Below are 17,850 nucleotides of genomic sequence, written 5' to 3'. Positions count from 1 at the left end.
CCGAGCACCTCCCGCACGGCCAGCCGCCACGCCTTGGCCGCGCCCGGGTCCGCGCGCCGCAGCGCCTCGATGTCGCGCGGCGTCGCGACCAGCAACACCGGCCCGTCCAGGCGGCCCATCACCGGCCGTGCGTCCCGCTCGCCCAGCCCGACCGTGTACGGCGGGGGCGGCATGTCATCGGGCGGCCCGGCCAGCTCCCAGACGGTGAGCAGCCGGTCGGACTCGTCGCCCTCGTTGATCGCGTCGCCCATGACGCCGTAGAAGTTCTCCACGTACGCGGCCGGCCTGGCGCCCAGCTTGCCCAGGTTGAACCGGGCGTTCCGGCGCACCAGCGGGTCGAACGTCCAGCTGATCCGGTCGAGGTCGTGCCGCCGGCACCAGGCGCGCTGATGGAGCTTGAGCGCGTAGCCGACGCCGTGCCCGACCTGCCGCGCGCCCGTCACGTGGGAGTGCAGCGTCCGGCCGCCCGCCTGGAAGCCGACCGACGCGCCGACGAGATCGTCGCCCTGGTACGCGCCGGCCACGTAGCCACCGGCGTGCGCGAAGGCGACCATCAGCTCGACGGTCATCGGCGGGTTGCCCGGATCGGGGTGCCAGATGTCGTCGAAGAGCCGGAAGACCTGCCGCAGCTCGCCGTTCCGGCTCAGCTCGCGGATCGTCACCCCGGCCTTCGCCGCCGCCTCCAGCGCGGCCCGTTCCTCAGCCGTCACCCCGTGCCCCCAACCACGATGCCACCGCACCACGATATCGCCCGGCCCAGGGACATCGCCGGGCCCAGGGACATCGCTGGGCCCAAGGACATCGTCCGGCCTCGGCGGCATCGACTCAGGCCAGCCGCTCGCCCAGGAACCGGTGCAAATTCCCTCCGATGATCTTGGCTACGTCCTTCTCCGGGACGCCGCGCCGGAGCAGCCCGTCGGTCACCAGCGGCAGCTCCGAAGGGCCCTCCAGCCCGGGAACCGCCACCCTCGGGTCGACGCCCCTGGCGTTGACGCCCTCGCAGCAGGGCGGCGTCAGGTCGTCCATGACCTCCCGGACGAAGTCGGGGCCGAGCCCCACGTGGTCGATGCCCGCCACGCCCACGACGTGCTCGATGTGGTCGAGCAGGTCGTCGAGCGTCGCCTCCTCCGGCCCGTCCCTGAGGAACGCGGCCAGGAAGTTCACGCACACCACGCCGCCCGTCGCGGCGACGCCGCGCAGCTGCTCGTCGGTGAGGTTGCGGTGGTGGTCGCGCAGCGCGCGGGCCGAGGAGTGGGTGGCCATGACCGGCTCGCGCGCCAGCTCCAGCACGTGTGCCACGCCCGAGGCGCCCAGGTGGGAGATGTCGAAGACGATGCCGAGCCGCTCCATCTCGCGCAGCGCGGCGACGCCGGCGGAGGTGAGGCCGCTGCCGGTGGCGTCCTCGCCGCTGCCGTCGGCCAGCGGGGTGCGGCCCCAGTGGGCGATCGAGGCCACCCGCACGCCGAGCCGGTGCACGGTCGAGATGAGCTCCACGTTCGCGTCGATGCCCGGCATGCTCTCCAGCGCGAGGACCAGCGCGATCCGGCCGGTGTCCAGCGCCCGGTCGATGTCGGCCCCGCTGAGGCAGATCCGGACCCGGTCGGCGTTGCCCTCGGCGATCACGTGCGCGCACTCGATCATGCGCAGCGTCTGCCTGAGCGCCCCTTCGGGACGGTGCTGGTCGTCGATGAACACCGGCAGCACCTGCAGCCGGACCCCGCCCTCGACGAGCTGCGGCAGCCAGCGCTCGCGGAAGAACGAGGCCCATCGTCCGACCGGCCGCGCGGAGACCGCCATCAGCAGGTCGTTGTGCGCGTCCGCCACCACGGCGCGCCGGTGCAGGGGAGTGGTCATGCCGGTGACGCTACCGCGCGTTCCCGGTCCACGGGCTCGCGGATGTGCCGGTAGGCCGCCCTCGGCGACCTGGCAGTCAGCCTCCGGTAGAGATCCGCCCGGCCCGGCCAGTTGTTGGTGACGCGGCCATCGGCCGTCTTGTACCAGCTCCGGCAGCCGTCCTGCCAGACCATCCCGGCCATGGCGCGGTCGAGCTGCCGGGTCCACGCCGCCATCGCCTCGGGGCGCACCTCCATCGGACCGCCCGCCGACAGGTACGGCAGGCAGGCCATGATGTGCCGCACCTGGCATTCGATCATGAAGACGATCGAGTTGTGGCCGAGGTTGGTGTTCGGGCCGTACAGCAGGAACAGGTTCGGGAAGTTGGGCATCGAGATGCCCAGGTACGCCTCCGCGCCGCCGTTCCACTGCCGCGCGAGCGTGTGGCCCCCGCGGCCGGCCACCTCGATCGGCGCGAGGAACTCGGTGGTCCGGAAGCCCGTGGCGTAGATGATCGTGTCGGCCTCGTGCCGGCCCCCCTCGGTCTCGACGCCGCCGGGGCCGATGCGGACGATCCGCTCGGTGACGACCTCGACGTTGGGGCGGGTGAGCGCGGCATAGAAGTCGCTGTCGATGACGACCCGCTTGCAGCCCGGCGGGTAGTCAGGCGTGAGCTTGGCGCGCAGGACGGGGGCGGCCACCTGGGCGCTCAGGTGGCCCCGGGCGCGCCTCTCCAGCGTGGCGGCGCTCCACCCCCGGGCCAGCGCGGGATGGAAGACGTTCTCGGCGTACCGGTAGAGCCACTCCCGGTAGGCGCGCTGCAGGCCGGGCACGAGGCGCAGGGCCGACCTGGCGGCGGGACCGAACGTGGCGTCGGGCTTGGGGATCACCCAGTTGGGCGTGCGCTGGAACACCTCCAGGCGTCCGGCGCGCCCGGCTATCCGGGGTACGAACTGGGCGGCCGACGAGCCGTTGCCGATGACGGCCACGCGCCTGCCCGTGAGGTCGTGGTCGTGGTTCCAGCGGGCGGAGTGGAAGGCCGTACCCGCGAAGTCTGACATGCCGGGAATGTCGGGCAGGCGGGGGCGATTGAGCTGGCCCACCCCCATGACCACCACGTCGAACGCCTCCCGCTGGCTGCCGGCCGTGCTGACCTGCCAGCGCCCGCCGTCGAACGCCGCGCCGACCACCTCGGTGTGGAACCGGATCCTCCGCCTGACGTCGTACTTGTCGGCGCATCGTGCCAGGTAGGCGAGGATCTCGGGTTGGCCCGGGTAGCGGCGCGTCCAGCTCGCGTACTTCTCGAAGGAGTACGAGTAGAGGTGCGAGGGGATGTCGCAGCCCGCGCCCGGGTAGGTGTTGTCGCGCCACGTGCCGCCCAGCTCGCCCGCCTTCTCGAAGACCGTGAACGAGCCGATCCCGGCGCGCCGCAGGCGGATGGCCATGCACAGCCCGCCGAACCCCGCTCCCACGATCGCGACCCTGGGTGCCGCCATGCCGCCCTCCGAAGCGTCAGGATCCACTTACGGTACGCCGGACCCCGGTCGCGTGATACCCCCGCGCCGGACCGGCCCCTGGTACTCCGCCCCGTCCGGTGCCCGCACACCCGTCGGGCTGTTCCCCGGTAGTCTGCGCAGGTGGCTGCATTGACGCTGGCGGATGTGATCGAGGTGCTCGAGGCGGCCTACCCGCCCGCCCGGGCTGAGTCCTGGGACGCGGTGGGCCTGGTCTGCGGTGACCCGGCCGAAGAGGTGGAGCGGGTGCTGTTCGCGGTCGATCCCGTCGCCGCCGTCGTGGAGGAGGCGCTCTCCTGGGGCGCCGACCTGATCGTCACCCACCATCCGCTCTACCTGCGCGGCACCACGAGCGTCGCGGCCGACACGCCCAAGGGCAGGCTCGTCCACACCCTGATCAGGCGGGGTGTCGGCCTCTACACCGCGCACACCAACGCCGACGTGGCCAGCCCCGGCGTCTCCGACGCGCTGGCCCGCGCCGTCGGGCTGGCCGGGGACCTGGTGCCGTTGCAGCCGTTCCCCGACGACCCGTTGCGCGGGCTCGGCCGCATCGGTGACCTGCCCGCCGAGACCACGCTTGAAGAGTTCGCGGCGCGGGCCGCCGCCGGGCTGCCGAAGACCTCGTGGGGCATCCGCGTCGCGGGCGATCCGTCCCGCCCCGTCTCCCGGGTCGCGGTCAGCGGCGGAGCGGGAGACTCGCTGCTGGGCGTGGCCCGTGCCGCCGGGGTGGACGTGTTCCTCACGGCGGACCTGCGGCACCATCCGGCCAGCGAGTTCGTCGAGGCGGGCGGCCCCGCGCTGATCGACGCCGCCCACTGGGCCACCGAGTGGCCCTGGCTGGACAGCGCCGCGTCAATCCTGCGGGGCGGTGGCGTTAACGTTGAGACGCGCGTCTCCGCCACGGTCACCGATGCTTGGACAAAAGGATATTGATCATGAAAGCAGCCCCTGAGGCCCAGAAGCGACTGCTCGACCTGGCAGAGCTCGACTCCGCCGCCGACCGGCTGGCGCATCGCCGTCGCACCCTGCCCGAGCTGGCCGAGATCGACGAGCAGTCCAAGCGCTACGCCAAGCTCGCCACCGAGGTGATCGAGGCCGAGACCGAGGCGAGCGACCTGGCCCGCGAGCAGGCCAAGGCCGAGAGCGACGTCGACACCGTCCGCGCCCGCGCCGACCGCGACCAGAAGCGGCTCGACTCCGGCGCCGTCACCTCGCCGAAGGACCTCGCCGGCCTGCAGTCCGAGATCGCCTCCCTGCACCGCCGCCAGGGCGACCTCGAAGAGGTCGTGCTCGAGATCATGGAACGCCGTGAGGCGGCCGACAGCAAGGTCGCCGACCTGCGCGCGAAGCGCGACGAGCTGGCCGCCACCCGCACCGACGCCGAGGACCGCCGCGACGCCGCGCTCGCCGAGATCGACAAGGAGGCGGCCGAGGTCCAGACCCGCCGCGCCGCGGTCGCCGGCGAGATACCCGCCGACCTGCTGGGGCTTTACGGGAAGCTCCGCGACCAGTACGGCGTGGGCGCGGCGATGCTGCGCGGCGGACGCTGCCAGGGCTGCAAGGTGGCGCTGTCGATCGCCGAGATGAACCAGATCAAGGCGGCCCCCCACGACGAGGTGGTGCGCTGCGAGGAGTGCCGCCGCATCCTCGTCCGCACCGCAGAGTCGGGCCTGTGACCTCCAACGTTCCTGTGACCTCCAACGTCCCTCTGACCTCCTACGTCATCGAGGCCGACGGCGGCTCGCGCGGCAACCCCGGCCCCGCGGGTTACGGCGCGGTGGTCCGCGACGCCTCCGACGGGCGTGTGCTCGTGGAGACGGCCGAGGCCATCGGCGTCACCACCAACAACGTGGCGGAGTACCGGGGGTTGATCGCGGGGCTGCGCGCCGTGCTCGACCTGGGCGGCGAGGGCGCCTCCGTCGCGGTCCGGATGGACTCCAAGCTGGTCGTCGAGCAGATGGCCGGCCGCTGGAAGATCAAGAACGAGGGGCTGCGCCCGCTGGCGCGGGAGGCGGCCGAGCTGGCCCGGCGGCTGCGGGTGACCGAGTGGACCTGGATCCCCCGGCACCAGAACACCCACGCCGACCGGCTCGCGAACGAGGCCATGGACGCCGCCGCCAAGGGCCTGACCTGGAAGGCGGGCGGCTCCGGCACGACCGCCCAGTCCAGCCCCGCAGGCCCTTCTGCTCCCTCTGCCCCCTCTGCTCTGTCCGCGCCGTCGGCCTCGGTGGCCGCCACCCAGCAGCGGGCCGGCGGGCCGGCCAAGGGCACCGGCTGGGCGCCCCCCACGCGCGTGGCCACATCCCTGCTGCTGCTCAGGCACGGCGAGACCCCGCTGTCCGTCGAGCGCAGGTTCTCGGGCCTGGGCGACGCGGAGCTGACGGCCAACGGCCTGGCGCAGGCGTCGGCGGCGGCCAGGAGGCTGTCCCGCGAGCCGTACCAGCTCGACGTGATCGTCAGCTCACCCCTGAAGCGCGCCAGGCAGACCGCGGAGACCGTCGCCCGGAGCACCGGCCTCCAGGTCGAGGTGGACGAAGACCTCAGAGAAGCCGATTTCGGCGCCTGGGAGGGTCACACGTTCACCGAGATCCAGCGCCGCTGGCCCGCGGAGCTCGAAGCGTGGCTCGCCGACCCGCAGGTCGCGCCCCCGGGCGGGGAGAGCTTCGCGGTGGTCGCCCGCCGGGTCCAGCGGGCGGAGGCGCGGCTGGTGGAGCGCTACGAGGGCAGGACGGTGCTCGTGGTGTCGCACGTGACCCCCATCAAGATGCTGCTGCGCTTCGCCCTGATGGCGCCTCCCGAGGCGCTCTACCGGATGCACCTCGATCTGGCCTGCCTGTCGCTGATCGAGCACTACACCGACGGCCGCAGCGTCGTGAAGTCCTTCAACGACACCTCCCACCTGCGCTGACCACACTCCGAGTGCTCCACGGCACGCCCGCCGGCGGTGTGCGCGAGGTGATCACGTGCCCGGCTGTCGGCCCCTGCCGGGGGGCCAGGGTCTCGCCAAGCGGGATCTCAAGGTCATGCCGCTGGGTGACTCGATCACCGCAGGGGTGGGCAGTTCGACGGGTTCGGGCTATCGAGCCCCGCTGTGGGACCGGCTGAACGGGCAGGTGAAGAGCCTGGACTTCGTCGGCTCGCAGGGGTCCGGGCGCCGGAAGCGACGGTGCTGGTCGCCACGCTCGTTCCCGCCACGAAGGCGGGCATGCAACCCAAGATCAATGCGTTCAACGCGCAGTTGCCCGGAGTGGTCAAGCAGCGCCGGGACAAGGGCAGGCATGTGCGGCTGATCGACATGAGCGCGGTCACCGCCGCCGACCTGGCCAACCCGGCGCATCCCAACGACAACGGCTACCGCAAGATGGCGGACGCCTTCCTCGACGGCATCATTCAGGCGGCGGAAGACGGCTGGATCACCAAGACCGTCAACGGCAGCGGAAAGCGCTGCACTGGCGACGGCGGCCCGCGTGACGGCTGGCAGAGCCTCGGCGTTGTCGCCACAGGGGTGCGCGGGCCCGGCGGGAATGTCATGTGGGCCGACTACAACGGTGACGGCCGGGACGACTACCTCCTGGTCGCCGACGACGGTTCCGTGCGCGCCTGGGCCAATCAGGGCGACAAGAAGTGGGCCGCGCTGAACTGGGATGGCCAAGGCAGGATCGCGACGGGCGTCGGCGCTTCCGGCGGAAGTGTGCGGTTCGCCGACATCAACGGCGACCGCCGGGCGGACTACCTGGTGGTCGGCGCGAACGGATCGGCGCGGGCAAGGCTCAACGCCACCGGCTCCCGGCCGGGCACCGCCGATGGCAAGAGCTGGGCGGACATAGGAGAGATCTTTCCGGGGAGGGGCGGCCAGGCCGCGTTCGCTGACATCGACAGTGACGGCCGGGCCGAATACGTGCGAATCGACGACAACGGAGCGGTGAGTGCCTGGCTGAACAAGGCCCGAGAGGACATCACGAACCGGAAGCCCTTCTGGGTCCCGCTGAGCGACCTGTTCCCCTCGGGCAAGGCCTCAGGCGGTCAGGTGCGGATGCCTGACATCAGCGGTGATGGCCGTGCCGACTACGTGGCGATGGGTGAGAACGGATCGGCGCGCGCCTGGGTGAACATCCCGCCCAGGGCTGATGCCCCGCCAAAGAGCGCACCCAAACCGACGTGGCGCGAACGTGGGCAGTTCAACCCCTGGGTCGGCACCAACGGCAACCAGATCCGGTTCGCTGAGATCAACGGCGACCGCCGGGCCGACTATCTGCAGATCCACGAGAACGGGACGGTGCAGGCTTTCGTCAACACCCCGGACAGTCCGGCAAGCCTGATTGGGTCGACTGGGGCCTCGTCGTGCCCCGCGGATTCTCCGGCCAGGTCCGCTTCGCCGACGTCAACGGCGACGGCCGCGACGACTACCTGCGAGTCGGACCCGCGGGCGCCGTCCACGCCTTCCTCAACACCGAGGGGGCGAACGGCAAGCCCCGCTGGGTCGAACATCGCAACTGGGCCAACGGCGTCACCGAAGGTTCCCGCGAACGGCTCCGGCTCGCCGACGTGAACGCCGACCGCAAGGCCGATTACTTGATCGTCGGCCCCACTGGAGCCGTCAACGCATACCTCAATAACGGCGGCGGCGGAAAGGGCAGCTTCATCAAGCGGCTGCGCTACTTCCCGGAGAGGGGGATTCCCCATGAGAAGGTCGCCTTCGCCGACATCACCGGCGACGGCCGGGCCGACTACCTGTGGATCGAGCGCGACGGATCCGTACGCGGCTGGCTGAACAGAGGCGGGAACTGATGCCGCGCAACCCTTGTTGAAAAGTGAGCGATCAAGGCGACGGCCTGGCCGGGTGGATGCACCCGGCACGGCCTCCGTACGCCCCGTAGAGGGCTGGTAACCTTCTCATGGACGAGTCGGTCGGGCGACCGCGTCGGGCCGCGAGGCCCGCCGAGGAAGGTCCGGGCTCCACAGGGCAGGGTGGTCGGTAACACCGACCCGGGGTGACCCGCGGGACAGTGCCACAGAGAGCAGACCGCCTCCCGCTCGCGGGAGGTAAGGGTGAAACGGTGGTGTAAGAGACCACCAGCGCCCACGGTGACGTGGGCGGCTCGGTAAACCCCACCCGGAGCAAGGTCAAGAAGGGCCGCTCTTCGGAGCGGTCCGCGCGCGGCGTTCGAGGGCTGCCCGCCCGAGCCGCGCGGGTAGACCGCACGAGGCCGTCGGCAACGACGGCCCTAGATGGATGGTCGCCCCTTCACACCGAAGGACAGAACCCGGCCTACAGACCGGCTCGTCCCCTTATGTCGCAGTGACCAGGGCAGACACGCTCACTCAGTTGCCCTGTTCCGTTCCTGTTCCGCGAGCGCCTTAGCGATCATGGTTTCAACGGCACCTCTACCTAGATCCTCATCGTCCGGAAACAGGTGTCCGTAGGTGTCGAACGTCTCGGCGATCTTGGCGTGACCGAGCCGGTATTGGATTACCTTGGGGCCGATGTTCGCGGCAATCAGAGTCGAGGCGTAGAAGTGCCTTAGGTCGTGGAAGCGTGTCCCCTTCGGCAGGCCGACCGTCTCAACAGCTTTGCGCCAGCACTCCCAGAAGGACGACCGCCCAACCGGCTTGCTCGAACGGTTCGTGATGATGAGGTCATGAGGGCCAGGCTTCCACTGCTGCATGTGCGCCGAGATCTCGGCAAGGATCAGGTCATCGACCGGCAGCGTCCGTTTCGATGCCTTGGTTTTGAGCTCGACCAGCTTGCCCTTCTGCAACTGGTGCCGTACCTCGACTTTTCGCCGCAGGAAGTCCACCCGTGCCACCGTCAAGCCGAGCGCTTCGCCCTCGCGGAGCCCCAGGCCGGCGCCGAGCCACACCGCGAGGCGGTACCGCGGCGTGATGGCGTTGGCCAGCGCGAGGACGGCTTGCGCCGGCAAGGGCTCGACCACGCGGGCGGCTACGCGGGGAAGCGGGACCCTCGTGCAGGGGTTGGCAGGGATCACACCGTCGTCCACCGCCGCGTTCATCAACGCGCGGAGCACGGAGAAGACCGTTGCGACCGTCGTCGGCGCGAGTACGGCCGAGATCGCAGTGACGAACGCTTTCATGTCGGACCGGGCAAGGGTCGCCATACGGCGGTTCCCGAGTCGCGGATAGATGTGCTTGCGTAAATGCTGCTCGTACAGCTCGACCGAGTTCGGTCGGAGATGAAGTTGCGACGGCAGCCACTTTTCGTTGCCGTAGTCGATGAGGCGTTGTTGCCCTTGCTTGGGGTCCACATACTGACCCCGCAGGCGATCCGCCTCCATCTTCGTGGCATGGTTCGCCGCCTGCGTCTTGACCTCGAACGCCTTTGTCTCCTCCTTGCCCGTGGGGCCGAACCAGCAGGCAAGCCAGCGCTTCGCCCGCTTGCTGCCCCCGCGGTCCGGGTGGCGTTTCGTAGGCACCCTGATCAGGTTCCCGTCAGCGTCCTTGCCGCTGGTGTACCAAAGGTCCTTCACGCGCGCCATCGGGCTACTCCTCCTCGTCAGGCTCGAAGATCTCGACCGCGTCCGGGTATTTCAGCATGTTGAGGTTGCGCATGATCTCGATCCACTCGCGAGGCTTGCCGGGCGGGTTCATCTCCTGCTCAACCATCTCGTCAAAGATCGCTGCGAGGTTGCGCAGGGCTTCCACCTGCTGCCCCTTGGCTGCCTGGATCTCTTCGGCGTTGCCCTTGAACTCGGCATCGGCCAGGCGGCTGTACGCCTTGTGGACGGCGGACGACGCTTCGACCTCGCGTTCGTACGTGCGAACGTATCGTCGCGCTTCGTGCCATTCCGCGGTGCGCTTGCCGCGGCGCTGAGTGGTGACGGGCTCCCCTTCGCCGTTCACCCATTGCCAGGCCAACCACGGGTGCACCTCAGCCCCCGGAACGACTGCAACGTCGGCACCCTTGGCCAGGTCGAGGAACAGCAGCGCCGGCGGAACGGCCAAGGCGTAGGCGAGTTGCAGCCACTCCTCGACGCTCACGCCCCGCTTGCCGTTCTCGATCTTGAAGATTGCCGGCCGGTCGAGAGTGCCCTGATCCTCCGCGATGCGATCAGCGAGGCCCTGCGCTGACAGCTTGCGCCGCGTACGCCAGTACTTCACCTGTCGCGCGAGGACGTCGCTTGGCCGTTCGGCGTTGCTCATTCAGTTCTCCATGTCACTAATTCAGTGCAAGTCGCATCCAATATTGCCAAACATCGCCAGTTGTCGCTAGCCTCGACATGTCACTGTTATGTGTGCGACCTGAACCAAAGGAGTTCAGTCATGGCACGTATCTCCACGCCAACGCTGGAGAAGCACCTGAGTATCGAGGAGCTTGCCGAGCGCCACAACGTCACCGTGTGGACCGTCTACCGGTGGAACAGCTCCCGTACCGGCCCGAAGTACATGAAGATCGGTCGCGTCTGCAGCTACAAGCTCGCGGACGTCATCGACTGGGAGAACTCGCGTTACGTCGGCGGTGCTGCCTGATGAGCCCGCCCGAAAACACGAAAGCCGCCCGGCCAGGGGCGGCTCTCGATCCGATGACCATCAAGGCCACCAGCAACGCCAAGCCCCAGGGTAGCCGCTCGCGGCGCGCCCGTCACGTAGCCGGGCAGCTTCCGCTCGTCCGCTCCGCTACCGCCTACGCCCCCGCATGGGGGATGGTGACGGTGCTGATCGTGCTCGACCAGGAGTGCGAGTGCGGGTTCTACCACGCGCACCGGGTCAAGGCGCCCGCGCCTGTGCTTCTGCGCCGTACCGCCCGGTGCGGCGCCAGGTATGAGCTCGCTCTGCACGCTCCGCGTGTCCGCCGCAGGAAGGCCGCCTAGTGGGCGCTGCTCTCGACAGGGTCATGGCCGCACTCAACGAGCGCGGCCTGGCCGTACGCAACAGGCACGGCTACTTCATGGCGCAGTGCCCCGCCCACGAGGACGTCGAGCCGAGCCTGTCGATACGCGGTGTTGCGGGCAAGGTGCTGCTCAAGTGCTTCCCGGGCTGCAAGACAGTCGACGTGGCCGCCGCCCTCGACCTGCCGCTGTCGGCCCTGTTCGACGAAGAGGCCGACCGGGGCAAGCTTGCTCGCCCGGTCGTCATCGCCGAGTACGAATACACCGATGAGCACGGCCAGCTCTTGTTCGTGCAAGAGCGGCGCTTCCCGAAGGACTTCAGGCCCAAGCGTCCGAACGGCGTGGGCGGATGGGACTACGACCTCAAGGGCGTCCGCCGCGTGCTGTACCGCCTGCCCGCCGTGCTCGCCGCGGTGGCCGAAGGGCGAACCGTGTGGGTCTGCGAGGGAGAGAAGGACGTCGCGGCGATCGAGCGTGCCGGCGAGGTGGCCACCTGTAACCCGGGTGGTTGCGGCATGGGCTGGCACCCGTCCTACGGGGACGTGCTCAAGGGCGCCGACGTGGTCATCGTGGCCGACAGGGACAACAAGGGCCGCGAGCATGCTCGGAGGGTGCTTGCCGACCTCGAAGGCAAGGCCAAGTCCGTGGTCCTAGTCGAGGCCGCGGAAGGCAAGGACGCCACCGACCACTTCGCCGCCGGGCACACCATCAACGACTTTCAGCCCTTCGGCGAGCCGACCAACTCGGGCGCGCCGCAGGAAGCCGGCCCGCTCGAAGACTGGGACGACCCGATCCCGCTCGGCGCACTCGTGGAGCTGCCCGCGTTCCCGGTCGACGTCTTCCCGGGCTACATCGCGGCCACGGTGCGCGGGGTCGCCGCTGAGGTGCAGGTGTCGGAGGATCTACCAGGCAGTCTCGCTCTCGCCGCGCTGTCCACCGCCGCGGGCGGACGGGCCGAGGTGCTGGTGCGTGGCCAGTGGCGGGAACCGCTGAACGTCCAGACTGCTACGGCCATGCCGCCCGGCGCGGGCAAGTCGCCGGCCTTCCGCATGATGATCGCTCCCGTGTACGCGGCTGAGAAGGCGCTGCAGGAGCTCGTCCGGGAGAAGATCAAGATCAAGGAGAAGGAGCGGCGGCAGGCCATCGCCCGCGCGGAGGAGGCTCGCAGGAAGGCCAAGAGTCCCGACGAGATCGACACTGCCGTTGATGCGGCGCGCATGGCCGAAGAACTCGAAGTGCCCATCTCCCCTCGCCTCACCGCAGACGACGTGACTCCGGAGACCGCCGCCTCGATCCTCGCCGAGCAGGGCGGACGCCTGGCGATCCTGTCAGCGGAAGGCACCTATCTCGAAGTGGTGCTCGGGCGCTACAGCAACAAGCCGAACCTGGAGCTGCTGCTCAAAGGCCACGCTGGAGACCGGCTGCAGGTCGACCGACGTGGCCGGGAGGAGTTCGTGGAGCGCCCCGCCCTGACGATCGGGCTGTGTATCCAACCGCAGCTCCTCCAGGACGTCGCGGCCTCCAAGCAGATGCACGGGCGTGGCGCGCTGGCCCGGTTCCTGTTCAGCATCCCGCCTGATCTGGTCGGCCACCGCAACGTGTATGACCCGCCGCTGGTCGCCGAGGACGTGCTGCGCAGCTACACCGACACCGTCAAGGCGCTGATCGTGACCCTGTCGGAGTGGACCGATCCCGCGATCATCCGGCTGAGTCCTGGCGCGCTCAAGGCGCACACCGCCTGGCGGGCCGAGATTGAGCCTCGCCTACAGCGCGGCACCGGTGACCTTGAGAGCCTGCGGGAATGGGCGTCTAAGCTCGCCGGCCACACGGTACGGCTCGCGGGCCTGCTGCACTTGGCCGAGCACCCCCAGGACGGCACCCGCAAGGACATCTCCGCCGACACCATGGGGCGAGCCATCACTCTCGCCCGGTACTACGTGGCTCACGCCATGGCCGCGTTCGGAGTGATGCGCGCGCACCCGCTCCTGGAGCACGCACGGACCGTGCTGGCGTGGATCGGTAACCGCGACGGGTTCCGGCTCCGCGACGTCCACCGCGGCCTGCAGCGCCGGTTCAGCGGCGCCGAAGAGGTCGCGGCAACGCTCGCACTCCTGGAAGACCACGGATACGTACGGCGTATCGATGCTGCCTCAACCGGCGGACGCAAGCCGGTCGTCTATGCCGTGAATCCTAAGGGGCGGTGACACGGTGACAAAAGCCCCCGAAACCGCTACTGACCAGCACGTATGCATGTCACCAAACGCGGTGACAAGGGCGATGACACAAGCCCCTTTCGGTGACAGAACCCACCCCGCACATGTGTCACCAGAGGTACCGACATATGTCATCGCAGGTCAGGGGGCATATTCGGCCTTCTGTCATTCGATTGTCCACATGCCCGATGACAGGCATATCCGCAGGTCAGGGGCAAAATTTGCCCCTTCTGTCACCGCTTTCAGCCGATCGGCACAGGAGACCTCATGACTTCCCCCATGCTCGGCAGGACCGTGCTCGCCATAGATGAGCTGATCCAGCGCCCCGACATCGCTGAGATCGTCGCCGAGCTGCACGACCTCATGACCAAGCAGGGCCTCGGCTGGCTCCAAGACCAGCACGCTGCCGCCGCCGCCCAGGTTCACGACCGGATGGACGTCGTCAACGAGCTGATCGGGAAGGAGATGCGACACCTCCCCGCCTCCGACCATCCCGACTGGATACGTCTCGGGCTGCTGACCGCGTTCATCACCTGGGCCGCCGGTAAGTCTGGCACCTGCAGGCACAACCCCAGCGCGACCAGACCTCAGCCGGTAGCTGCCGCAGCGTGGAAGCCGGGCTTAGTGGTGTGCAACGCCTGCGTGCGGATGCTCACCCTCCCTCGCAACTCGCCCAAGGACCGTACGTGTGACGCCTGCGGAACGATCACTGCTGGGAAGGCTGAGGGCAACGGCATCTGGTCCGTCACGGTCGCTCACGGTGCCTTCATCTACATGGCCGGCGTCTGTCGCGACTGCAAGTACTGGACCGAGTAAACCCACATGCCAGGGCGTCAAAGTCACCGGCCAGCCTCGCAAAGGCAGCAGGCCGGAACCAAGGAGTCGAGGGCCGGGTATCTCCCATTGCAGCCCATAGACGCTCCTGCGCCCACGAGGCCGGCGGCCGTACATCAAGCGAGTACGGCCGCCGCCTCGACCCTCGCCACGTGGATCCTCGACCACGCCCGCGACGACCTCCTACGCGGCAGGCAGCTACCCGACGAGGTGACCGCCCACGTCCGCGACCTCCTCAACCCGGACACTTCCGCACACGGAAGCAATTCCGCCGCACCCGCCACAGTGGAACTAACTACGGCGCTCATCGCCCGCCGTATGGGGTGCTCTGAGCGGTGGGTTCGCCACCTGTGCCAGGTCGGGAAGCTGCGAGCCCGCCGCTCGGGACGCGACTGGCTGATAGCCATCGAGGAGGAACACGAGGATGACCACGAAGGACGTCACAGACGCTGACGTTCGAGCAGCCGAACGGCAAGCCGCCACCGATGCCGAACAGGTCGAGACGCTGAAGCAGCGCCTCACGTCCGGTGAAAACATCAGCCCCGACGAGCTCGCCCAAGCCCGGCAACTAGCCGAATGGAGCGAACTCCGTGTCCTCGCCGTACGCCAGCAGTGCGAGCAGACCACCGAGCGCAAGCGGCAGGAAGCCTGCGCCCAACTCGGAAACGAGATACGGGCCGGCCAAACCGAACTCCTCGCTGAGATCATCGCCGAACTGCGAGCCATGCAGCAGCACGAGGCCGCCTACCTGGCCAAGGTCGACGCCTACAACGCCAACCTCTCCGACTGGCGCACCCGCATGCAGCAACTCCGCGTCCCCGAACACAACGGCACCATCGCCCCACCCGCCGCCCACAGCAGGCTCGGATGGTCCGCCCAAGGTGACCTATTCGTCGGACGGCGCCGCATCGCCCGCATCGACCCCGGCATGCACCTGACCGCAGCCCTCGAAGCAGGCCGCGCAGCCTCCCAGGAAACGCACATCAACCTGCACCTGCGGACAGGAGAAGCACCCGTCCCACTCAACCACCCCAGCCCCGACACAGACCCGTACGACAGGCTCGCCGCCCTCGACGACGACACGCCCGAACCGACCGCGAAGTACTTCTACCGCGGAAGCGGAGGCGCTCCCATCGCCACCGACCATCCATACAGCCCCGAGGACATCAAGCGCCTTGGCCTGCGAGTCATCACCCGAGAGGAAGCGTGGCCCGAATGAGCACCCAGTACACCGAAGCAGACCTTCAGCGCATGAGCCCCGAAGCCATCGTCGCCGCCGAGCAGGCCGGCCACCTCGACGACCTACTCGGACGCTCCCGCTACCCCAGCCGCGGCCAGCTCACCGCAGAGCACGTCGGGCAGATGAAGCGCGACGAGGTCCGCAAGGCATACCGCGACGGCAGGCTGACCGAACTACTCGGCACCGACGACGCAGCATGAGCGACCTCGACAAGCTCGCGGCCGACCTCGCAGCCGAAGGCGACGCCGCCATCAAACTCACCTACGACGCCGTGCGAGACCAAGCCCAACAGCTACAGCGGACCTGGCGCGCCAACGCCCGCCGCACCGCACGACGGCACGGCAAGCACTACCCGTCGTCCATCACCAACGAGCAGATCCCCAGCACCAGCGCCGCCATCTGGGAAGTCGGACCAGAGATCGGCAAGAAGCAGGGATCAATGGGCGTCGGATTCGAGTACGGCAGCAGCAACCAGCCGCCCCACTGGGACGGCACGAACGCAGCCGTCCAACAGGAACCCAAGCTGCACCAGGCGCTGAAAGACATCCTCAAGGACCTACTGTGACCACCCCGAACCGGACAAAACCGGACAGCGTTTGCCCAGGTCAGGGGGGCAACCCTCTGACCTGCGGAAATAGGAGAGACCGCCGGGGAGGTCTCTCGCAGGTCGAGCATTGCCGAACAATCTTTTTTTGAGGTGATCATGCAGAAACCTGAGCTTGGACCGGCGGGGAATCGCCTGTGGGGCCTGGTCATGAAGGACTTCGAGCTGTCGACACCGGAGTTGCTGCTGTTCGGCGAGCTCGCGCACACAGCGGATGAGCTGGCGGTTCTTCATGAGGCTTCGGAGCAGGCCGACGTCATGGTTGAGGGCTCGGCGGGCCAGAAGAAGGTCAATCCGCTGTTCCGGGAGCTGCGTGAGCACCGGGCGCTGTTCGTGAAGCTGCTGGCGGAGCTGGCGCTGCCCTCGGAGGACGAGGAGAAGGGCAAGACGCCGTCTCAGCGACGCGCGTCGGAGGCTGCGAACGCCCGCTGGGAGCTGGAGCGGCAGAAGTGGGGGCGTGGTGGCAAGACGGCGTAGGTCGGTCGATGACGCGGTGTCTGAGGCGTCGGACGGGCCGCCGGCGTGGCTGCTGGAGTTCGAGTTCGGCTCGTGGGTGAGAGGCGCGTCTCCGGACAGCCCCAATGTGGAGATGGCCAGGCCGCGGAGTGCCCGCGACATGGTCGAGTGGTGTGCTGCCCAGCGCCGTTGGAAGGCGGCTCGGCGTGAGTGGCTGAAAGCTAACGGCCGGATCATGCGCGACGTGTGGCCGGAGAAGTACGAGGACTTCCAGCGGCAGGCTGACCAGTCGCCCAGCCGTGTGGTCGAGCGGGATTGGCGCGCGGAGTCAGCTCTTTTCCGCGAGGACGTGAAGTACCGGCTGGCGTGGGGGCGGACCTTTGACCAGGGCGAAGATCTGACCGCGGATGAGGCGGATTTTCCCGTGTACAGAACCCCAGATCTTGAGGAGGGCTCGTGAGCGCGTCTACTGAGGCGATTTCAAGGCTGCTGTCGGCGTGTGAGGCGGCGGCGGATGAGGAGCTGATGGCGCTCGGCCGGCTGGTGGAGGGCCTGGAGTGGTCGGAGGAGACGGCGCTGGGCGCGGAGCTGTTCGAGGCGCTGATCCGGGTGCCGCTGGCCGTGTACGTGGAGCGGGTGGCGCCGGACGCGAGCCTGGACGATGTGCTCGCGGTGTTTGCGGAGGTGAGGCGGCATGGCTGACAGGTCCGTGAGCGTGGAGTTGCGGGCGGAGATCGGTGCGTTCGACCGCAATATGAAGCGCGCACAGCAGGATGTTGCCGGCCTGGCGCGCGGCATGACGGAGACGGGCGCGTCTGCGCAGGCGATGCGCCGCAAGCTGGAGTCTGCGACCCGAGCCCTGCCGAAGATCAAGATTGACGCTGATTCGTCGGCTGCTGAGGTGAAGTTCGCGGAGTTGCGTCGGGATCTGGAGGGGCTGGCGTCGAAGCGGATCGGCATCGACGTGGATGCGGGGTCCGCTCAGGCGCGGTTGCAGACGATCGAGCGGGAGCTTGCCGAGTTGGCCGCGATGGAGGCCGATCCGCTGGTGAAAGCGGACATCGCCATGGCGCTCGACGACCTGCGCAAGGTCAACACCGAGCTCGACCGGTTGGACGGGCGTACCGCGCGGGTGGATGTCGACGTGGCCGGCGGTGTGGCCGCCGCGGGCAAGCTGAAGGACGTGGTCGACGGCCTGGACGACGCGTTCGCCGCCGCTGGCAGCACGGCCGGTAGCGCGCTGGCTGAGGCGCTGCGGTCCGCGGCAGGACCGGCGGTGCTCGGCGTGCTGGGCGGCGTGGCCGCCACGGTG

At 69.0% G+C, this 17,850-nt stretch carries 21 protein-coding genes and 1 other RNA gene; 17 read left to right on the top strand and 5 right to left on the bottom strand.

What is annotated here, in order from left to right; translation table 11 throughout:
• From DQW85_RS38205 to DQW85_RS38195, 3 genes are all read right to left on the bottom strand, one after another.
• The coding region (locus DQW85_RS38205) for a GNAT family N-acetyltransferase (protein ID WP_113704612.1) at window positions 1–710 on the bottom strand (710 nt) is incomplete at its 3' end.
• A gap of 115 nt (window positions 711–825) precedes the next feature.
• Window positions 826–1,854 (bottom strand): dipeptidase, encoded by a 1,029-nt coding sequence (locus tag DQW85_RS38200; protein WP_113704611.1) that lies wholly within the window; start codon window positions 1,852–1,854, stop codon window positions 826–828.
• The gene (locus DQW85_RS38195; RefSeq protein WP_113704610.1) at window positions 1,851–3,329 is read right to left on the bottom strand and encodes a flavin-containing monooxygenase; all 1,479 of its coding nucleotides are present in this window, start codon (window positions 3,327–3,329) and stop codon (window positions 1,851–1,853) included. Before DQW85_RS38195 ends, DQW85_RS38200 begins: the two co-directional genes overlap by 4 nt.
• A gap of 150 nt (window positions 3,330–3,479) precedes the next feature.
• Here DQW85_RS38195 and DQW85_RS38190 point away from each other — a divergent pair, with 150 nt between their 5' ends.
• The 6 genes from DQW85_RS38190 (at window position 3,480) to rnpB (ending at window position 8,635) form a co-directional block, all read left to right on the top strand.
• Window positions 3,480–4,280: a Nif3-like dinuclear metal center hexameric protein gene (locus tag DQW85_RS38190; protein ID WP_113704609.1), complete on the top strand. Its 801-nt coding sequence runs from the start codon at window positions 3,480–3,482 to the stop codon at window positions 4,278–4,280.
• A gap of 2 nt (window positions 4,281–4,282) precedes the next feature.
• Window positions 4,283–5,023 (top strand): zinc ribbon domain-containing protein, encoded by a 741-nt coding sequence (locus tag DQW85_RS38185; RefSeq protein WP_113704608.1) that lies wholly within the window; start codon window positions 4,283–4,285, stop codon window positions 5,021–5,023.
• Complete coding sequence (locus DQW85_RS38180; RefSeq protein WP_240197696.1) at window positions 5,020–6,255, top strand: bifunctional RNase H/acid phosphatase; 1,236 nt, start codon at window positions 5,020–5,022, stop codon at window positions 6,253–6,255. The genes DQW85_RS38185 and DQW85_RS38180 overlap by 4 nt, the downstream gene beginning before the upstream one ends.
• Before the next feature lie 258 nt (window positions 6,256–6,513).
• Entirely contained in the window at window positions 6,514–7,896 is a 1,383-nt protein-coding gene (locus tag DQW85_RS38175; RefSeq protein WP_113704607.1) for an FG-GAP-like repeat-containing protein, read from the top strand.
• Window positions 7,893–8,135 (top strand): FG-GAP repeat domain-containing protein, encoded by a 243-nt coding sequence (locus DQW85_RS46215; protein ID WP_205315711.1) that lies wholly within the window; start codon window positions 7,893–7,895, stop codon window positions 8,133–8,135. Before DQW85_RS38175 ends, DQW85_RS46215 begins: the two co-directional genes overlap by 4 nt.
• Before the next feature lie 112 nt (window positions 8,136–8,247).
• An RNA gene (rnpB, locus tag DQW85_RS38165) (RNase P RNA component class A) lies at window positions 8,248–8,635 on the top strand.
• Window positions 8,636–8,665: 30 nt separating this feature from the next.
• Here rnpB and DQW85_RS38160 read toward each other — a convergent pair.
• Both DQW85_RS38160 and DQW85_RS38155 read right to left on the bottom strand, forming a co-directional pair.
• The gene (locus tag DQW85_RS38160; RefSeq protein ID WP_113704605.1) at window positions 8,666–9,841 is read right to left on the bottom strand and encodes a tyrosine-type recombinase/integrase; all 1,176 of its coding nucleotides are present in this window, start codon (window positions 9,839–9,841) and stop codon (window positions 8,666–8,668) included.
• Window positions 9,842–9,845: 4 nt separating this feature from the next.
• The gene (locus DQW85_RS38155; RefSeq protein WP_113704604.1) at window positions 9,846–10,505 is read right to left on the bottom strand and encodes a helix-turn-helix domain-containing protein; all 660 of its coding nucleotides are present in this window, start codon (window positions 10,503–10,505) and stop codon (window positions 9,846–9,848) included.
• A 120-nt stretch (window positions 10,506–10,625) separates the two neighbouring features.
• On the opposite strand from DQW85_RS38155, the gene DQW85_RS38150 reads away from it, so the two are divergent.
• From DQW85_RS38150 to DQW85_RS38100, 11 genes are all read left to right on the top strand, one after another.
• The gene (locus DQW85_RS38150; RefSeq protein ID WP_113704603.1) at window positions 10,626–10,832 is read left to right on the top strand and encodes a helix-turn-helix transcriptional regulator; all 207 of its coding nucleotides are present in this window, start codon (window positions 10,626–10,628) and stop codon (window positions 10,830–10,832) included.
• The gene (locus DQW85_RS38145) at window positions 10,832–11,173 is read left to right on the top strand and encodes a hypothetical protein (protein ID WP_162795707.1); all 342 of its coding nucleotides are present in this window, start codon (window positions 10,832–10,834) and stop codon (window positions 11,171–11,173) included. The genes DQW85_RS38150 and DQW85_RS38145 overlap by 1 nt, the downstream gene beginning before the upstream one ends.
• A gap of 23 nt (window positions 11,174–11,196) precedes the next feature.
• Window positions 11,197–13,395, top strand: a complete 2,199-nt coding sequence (locus DQW85_RS38140) for a DUF3987 domain-containing protein (RefSeq protein ID WP_162795706.1) — start codon at window positions 11,197–11,199, stop codon at window positions 13,393–13,395.
• A 276-nt stretch (window positions 13,396–13,671) separates the two neighbouring features.
• Window positions 13,672–14,220 (top strand): hypothetical protein, encoded by a 549-nt coding sequence (locus DQW85_RS38135; RefSeq protein WP_162795705.1) that lies wholly within the window; start codon window positions 13,672–13,674, stop codon window positions 14,218–14,220.
• Between the two features lie 442 nt (window positions 14,221–14,662).
• Window positions 14,663–15,457 (top strand): hypothetical protein, encoded by a 795-nt coding sequence (locus DQW85_RS38130; RefSeq protein ID WP_113704599.1) that lies wholly within the window; start codon window positions 14,663–14,665, stop codon window positions 15,455–15,457.
• A gap of 32 nt (window positions 15,458–15,489) precedes the next feature.
• Window positions 15,490–15,678 (top strand): hypothetical protein, encoded by a 189-nt coding sequence (locus DQW85_RS38125; RefSeq protein ID WP_162795704.1) that lies wholly within the window; start codon window positions 15,490–15,492, stop codon window positions 15,676–15,678.
• A complete protein-coding gene (locus DQW85_RS38120; RefSeq protein ID WP_113704597.1) occupies window positions 15,675–16,043 on the top strand; it encodes a hypothetical protein in 369 nt (122 codons plus the stop codon). The genes DQW85_RS38125 and DQW85_RS38120 overlap by 4 nt, the downstream gene beginning before the upstream one ends.
• Window positions 16,044–16,181: 138 nt before the next feature.
• On the top strand, window positions 16,182–16,559 hold the full coding sequence (locus DQW85_RS38115; protein WP_162795703.1) for a hypothetical protein: 378 nt from the start codon (window positions 16,182–16,184) through the stop codon (window positions 16,557–16,559).
• Window positions 16,540–16,998, top strand: coding sequence for a hypothetical protein (locus tag DQW85_RS38110; protein WP_162795702.1), 459 nt, complete (start codon window positions 16,540–16,542; stop codon window positions 16,996–16,998). The genes DQW85_RS38115 and DQW85_RS38110 overlap by 20 nt, the downstream gene beginning before the upstream one ends.
• Window positions 16,995–17,240 carry a hypothetical protein gene (locus DQW85_RS38105; protein WP_113704594.1) on the top strand — a complete coding sequence of 82 codons (246 nt, stop codon included), beginning with the start codon at window positions 16,995–16,997 and terminating at the stop codon, window positions 17,238–17,240. Before DQW85_RS38110 ends, DQW85_RS38105 begins: the two co-directional genes overlap by 4 nt.
• A partial coding sequence (locus DQW85_RS38100) for a hypothetical protein (protein WP_205315710.1) occupies window positions 17,233–17,850 on the top strand: 618 nt, incomplete at its 3' end. The genes DQW85_RS38105 and DQW85_RS38100, both read left to right, overlap by 8 nt.

This window comes from Nonomuraea lactucae (genome assembly GCF_003313395.1).
GTDB classification, from domain to species: Bacteria; Actinomycetota; Actinomycetes; order Streptosporangiales; family Streptosporangiaceae; genus Nonomuraea; species Nonomuraea lactucae.
Note: the sequence above shows the minus strand (reverse complement) of the source record. Positions and strands in the feature narration are given on the sequence as shown.

Excerpts from the sequence above, each read along its gene's own strand:
- DQW85_RS38200 (WP_113704611.1), bottom strand. The coding sequence starts at position 1,854 with ATGACCACTCCCCTGCACCGGCGCGCCGTGGTGGCGGACGCGCACAAC.
- DQW85_RS38195 (WP_113704610.1), bottom strand. The coding sequence starts at position 3,329 with ATGGCGGCACCCAGGGTCGCGATCGTGGGAGCGGGGTTCGGCGGGCTG.
- DQW85_RS38185 (WP_113704608.1), top strand. The coding sequence starts at position 4,283 with ATGAAAGCAGCCCCTGAGGCCCAGAAGCGACTGCTCGACCTGGCAGAG.
- DQW85_RS38160 (WP_113704605.1), bottom strand. The coding sequence starts at position 9,841 with ATGGCGCGCGTGAAGGACCTTTGGTACACCAGCGGCAAGGACGCTGAC.
- DQW85_RS38155 (WP_113704604.1), bottom strand. The coding sequence starts at position 10,505 with ATGAGCAACGCCGAACGGCCAAGCGACGTCCTCGCGCGACAGGTGAAG.
- DQW85_RS38150 (WP_113704603.1), top strand. The coding sequence starts at position 10,626 with ATGGCACGTATCTCCACGCCAACGCTGGAGAAGCACCTGAGTATCGAG.
- DQW85_RS38145 (WP_162795707.1), top strand. The coding sequence starts at position 10,832 with ATGAGCCCGCCCGAAAACACGAAAGCCGCCCGGCCAGGGGCGGCTCTC.
- DQW85_RS38140 (WP_162795706.1), top strand. The coding sequence starts at position 11,197 with ATGGCCGCACTCAACGAGCGCGGCCTGGCCGTACGCAACAGGCACGGC.
- DQW85_RS38135 (WP_162795705.1), top strand. The coding sequence starts at position 13,672 with ATGACTTCCCCCATGCTCGGCAGGACCGTGCTCGCCATAGATGAGCTG.
- DQW85_RS38130 (WP_113704599.1), top strand. The coding sequence starts at position 14,663 with ATGACCACGAAGGACGTCACAGACGCTGACGTTCGAGCAGCCGAACGG.
- DQW85_RS38125 (WP_162795704.1), top strand. The coding sequence starts at position 15,490 with ATGAGCCCCGAAGCCATCGTCGCCGCCGAGCAGGCCGGCCACCTCGAC.
- DQW85_RS38120 (WP_113704597.1), top strand. The coding sequence starts at position 15,675 with ATGAGCGACCTCGACAAGCTCGCGGCCGACCTCGCAGCCGAAGGCGAC.
- DQW85_RS38115 (WP_162795703.1), top strand. The coding sequence starts at position 16,182 with ATGCAGAAACCTGAGCTTGGACCGGCGGGGAATCGCCTGTGGGGCCTG.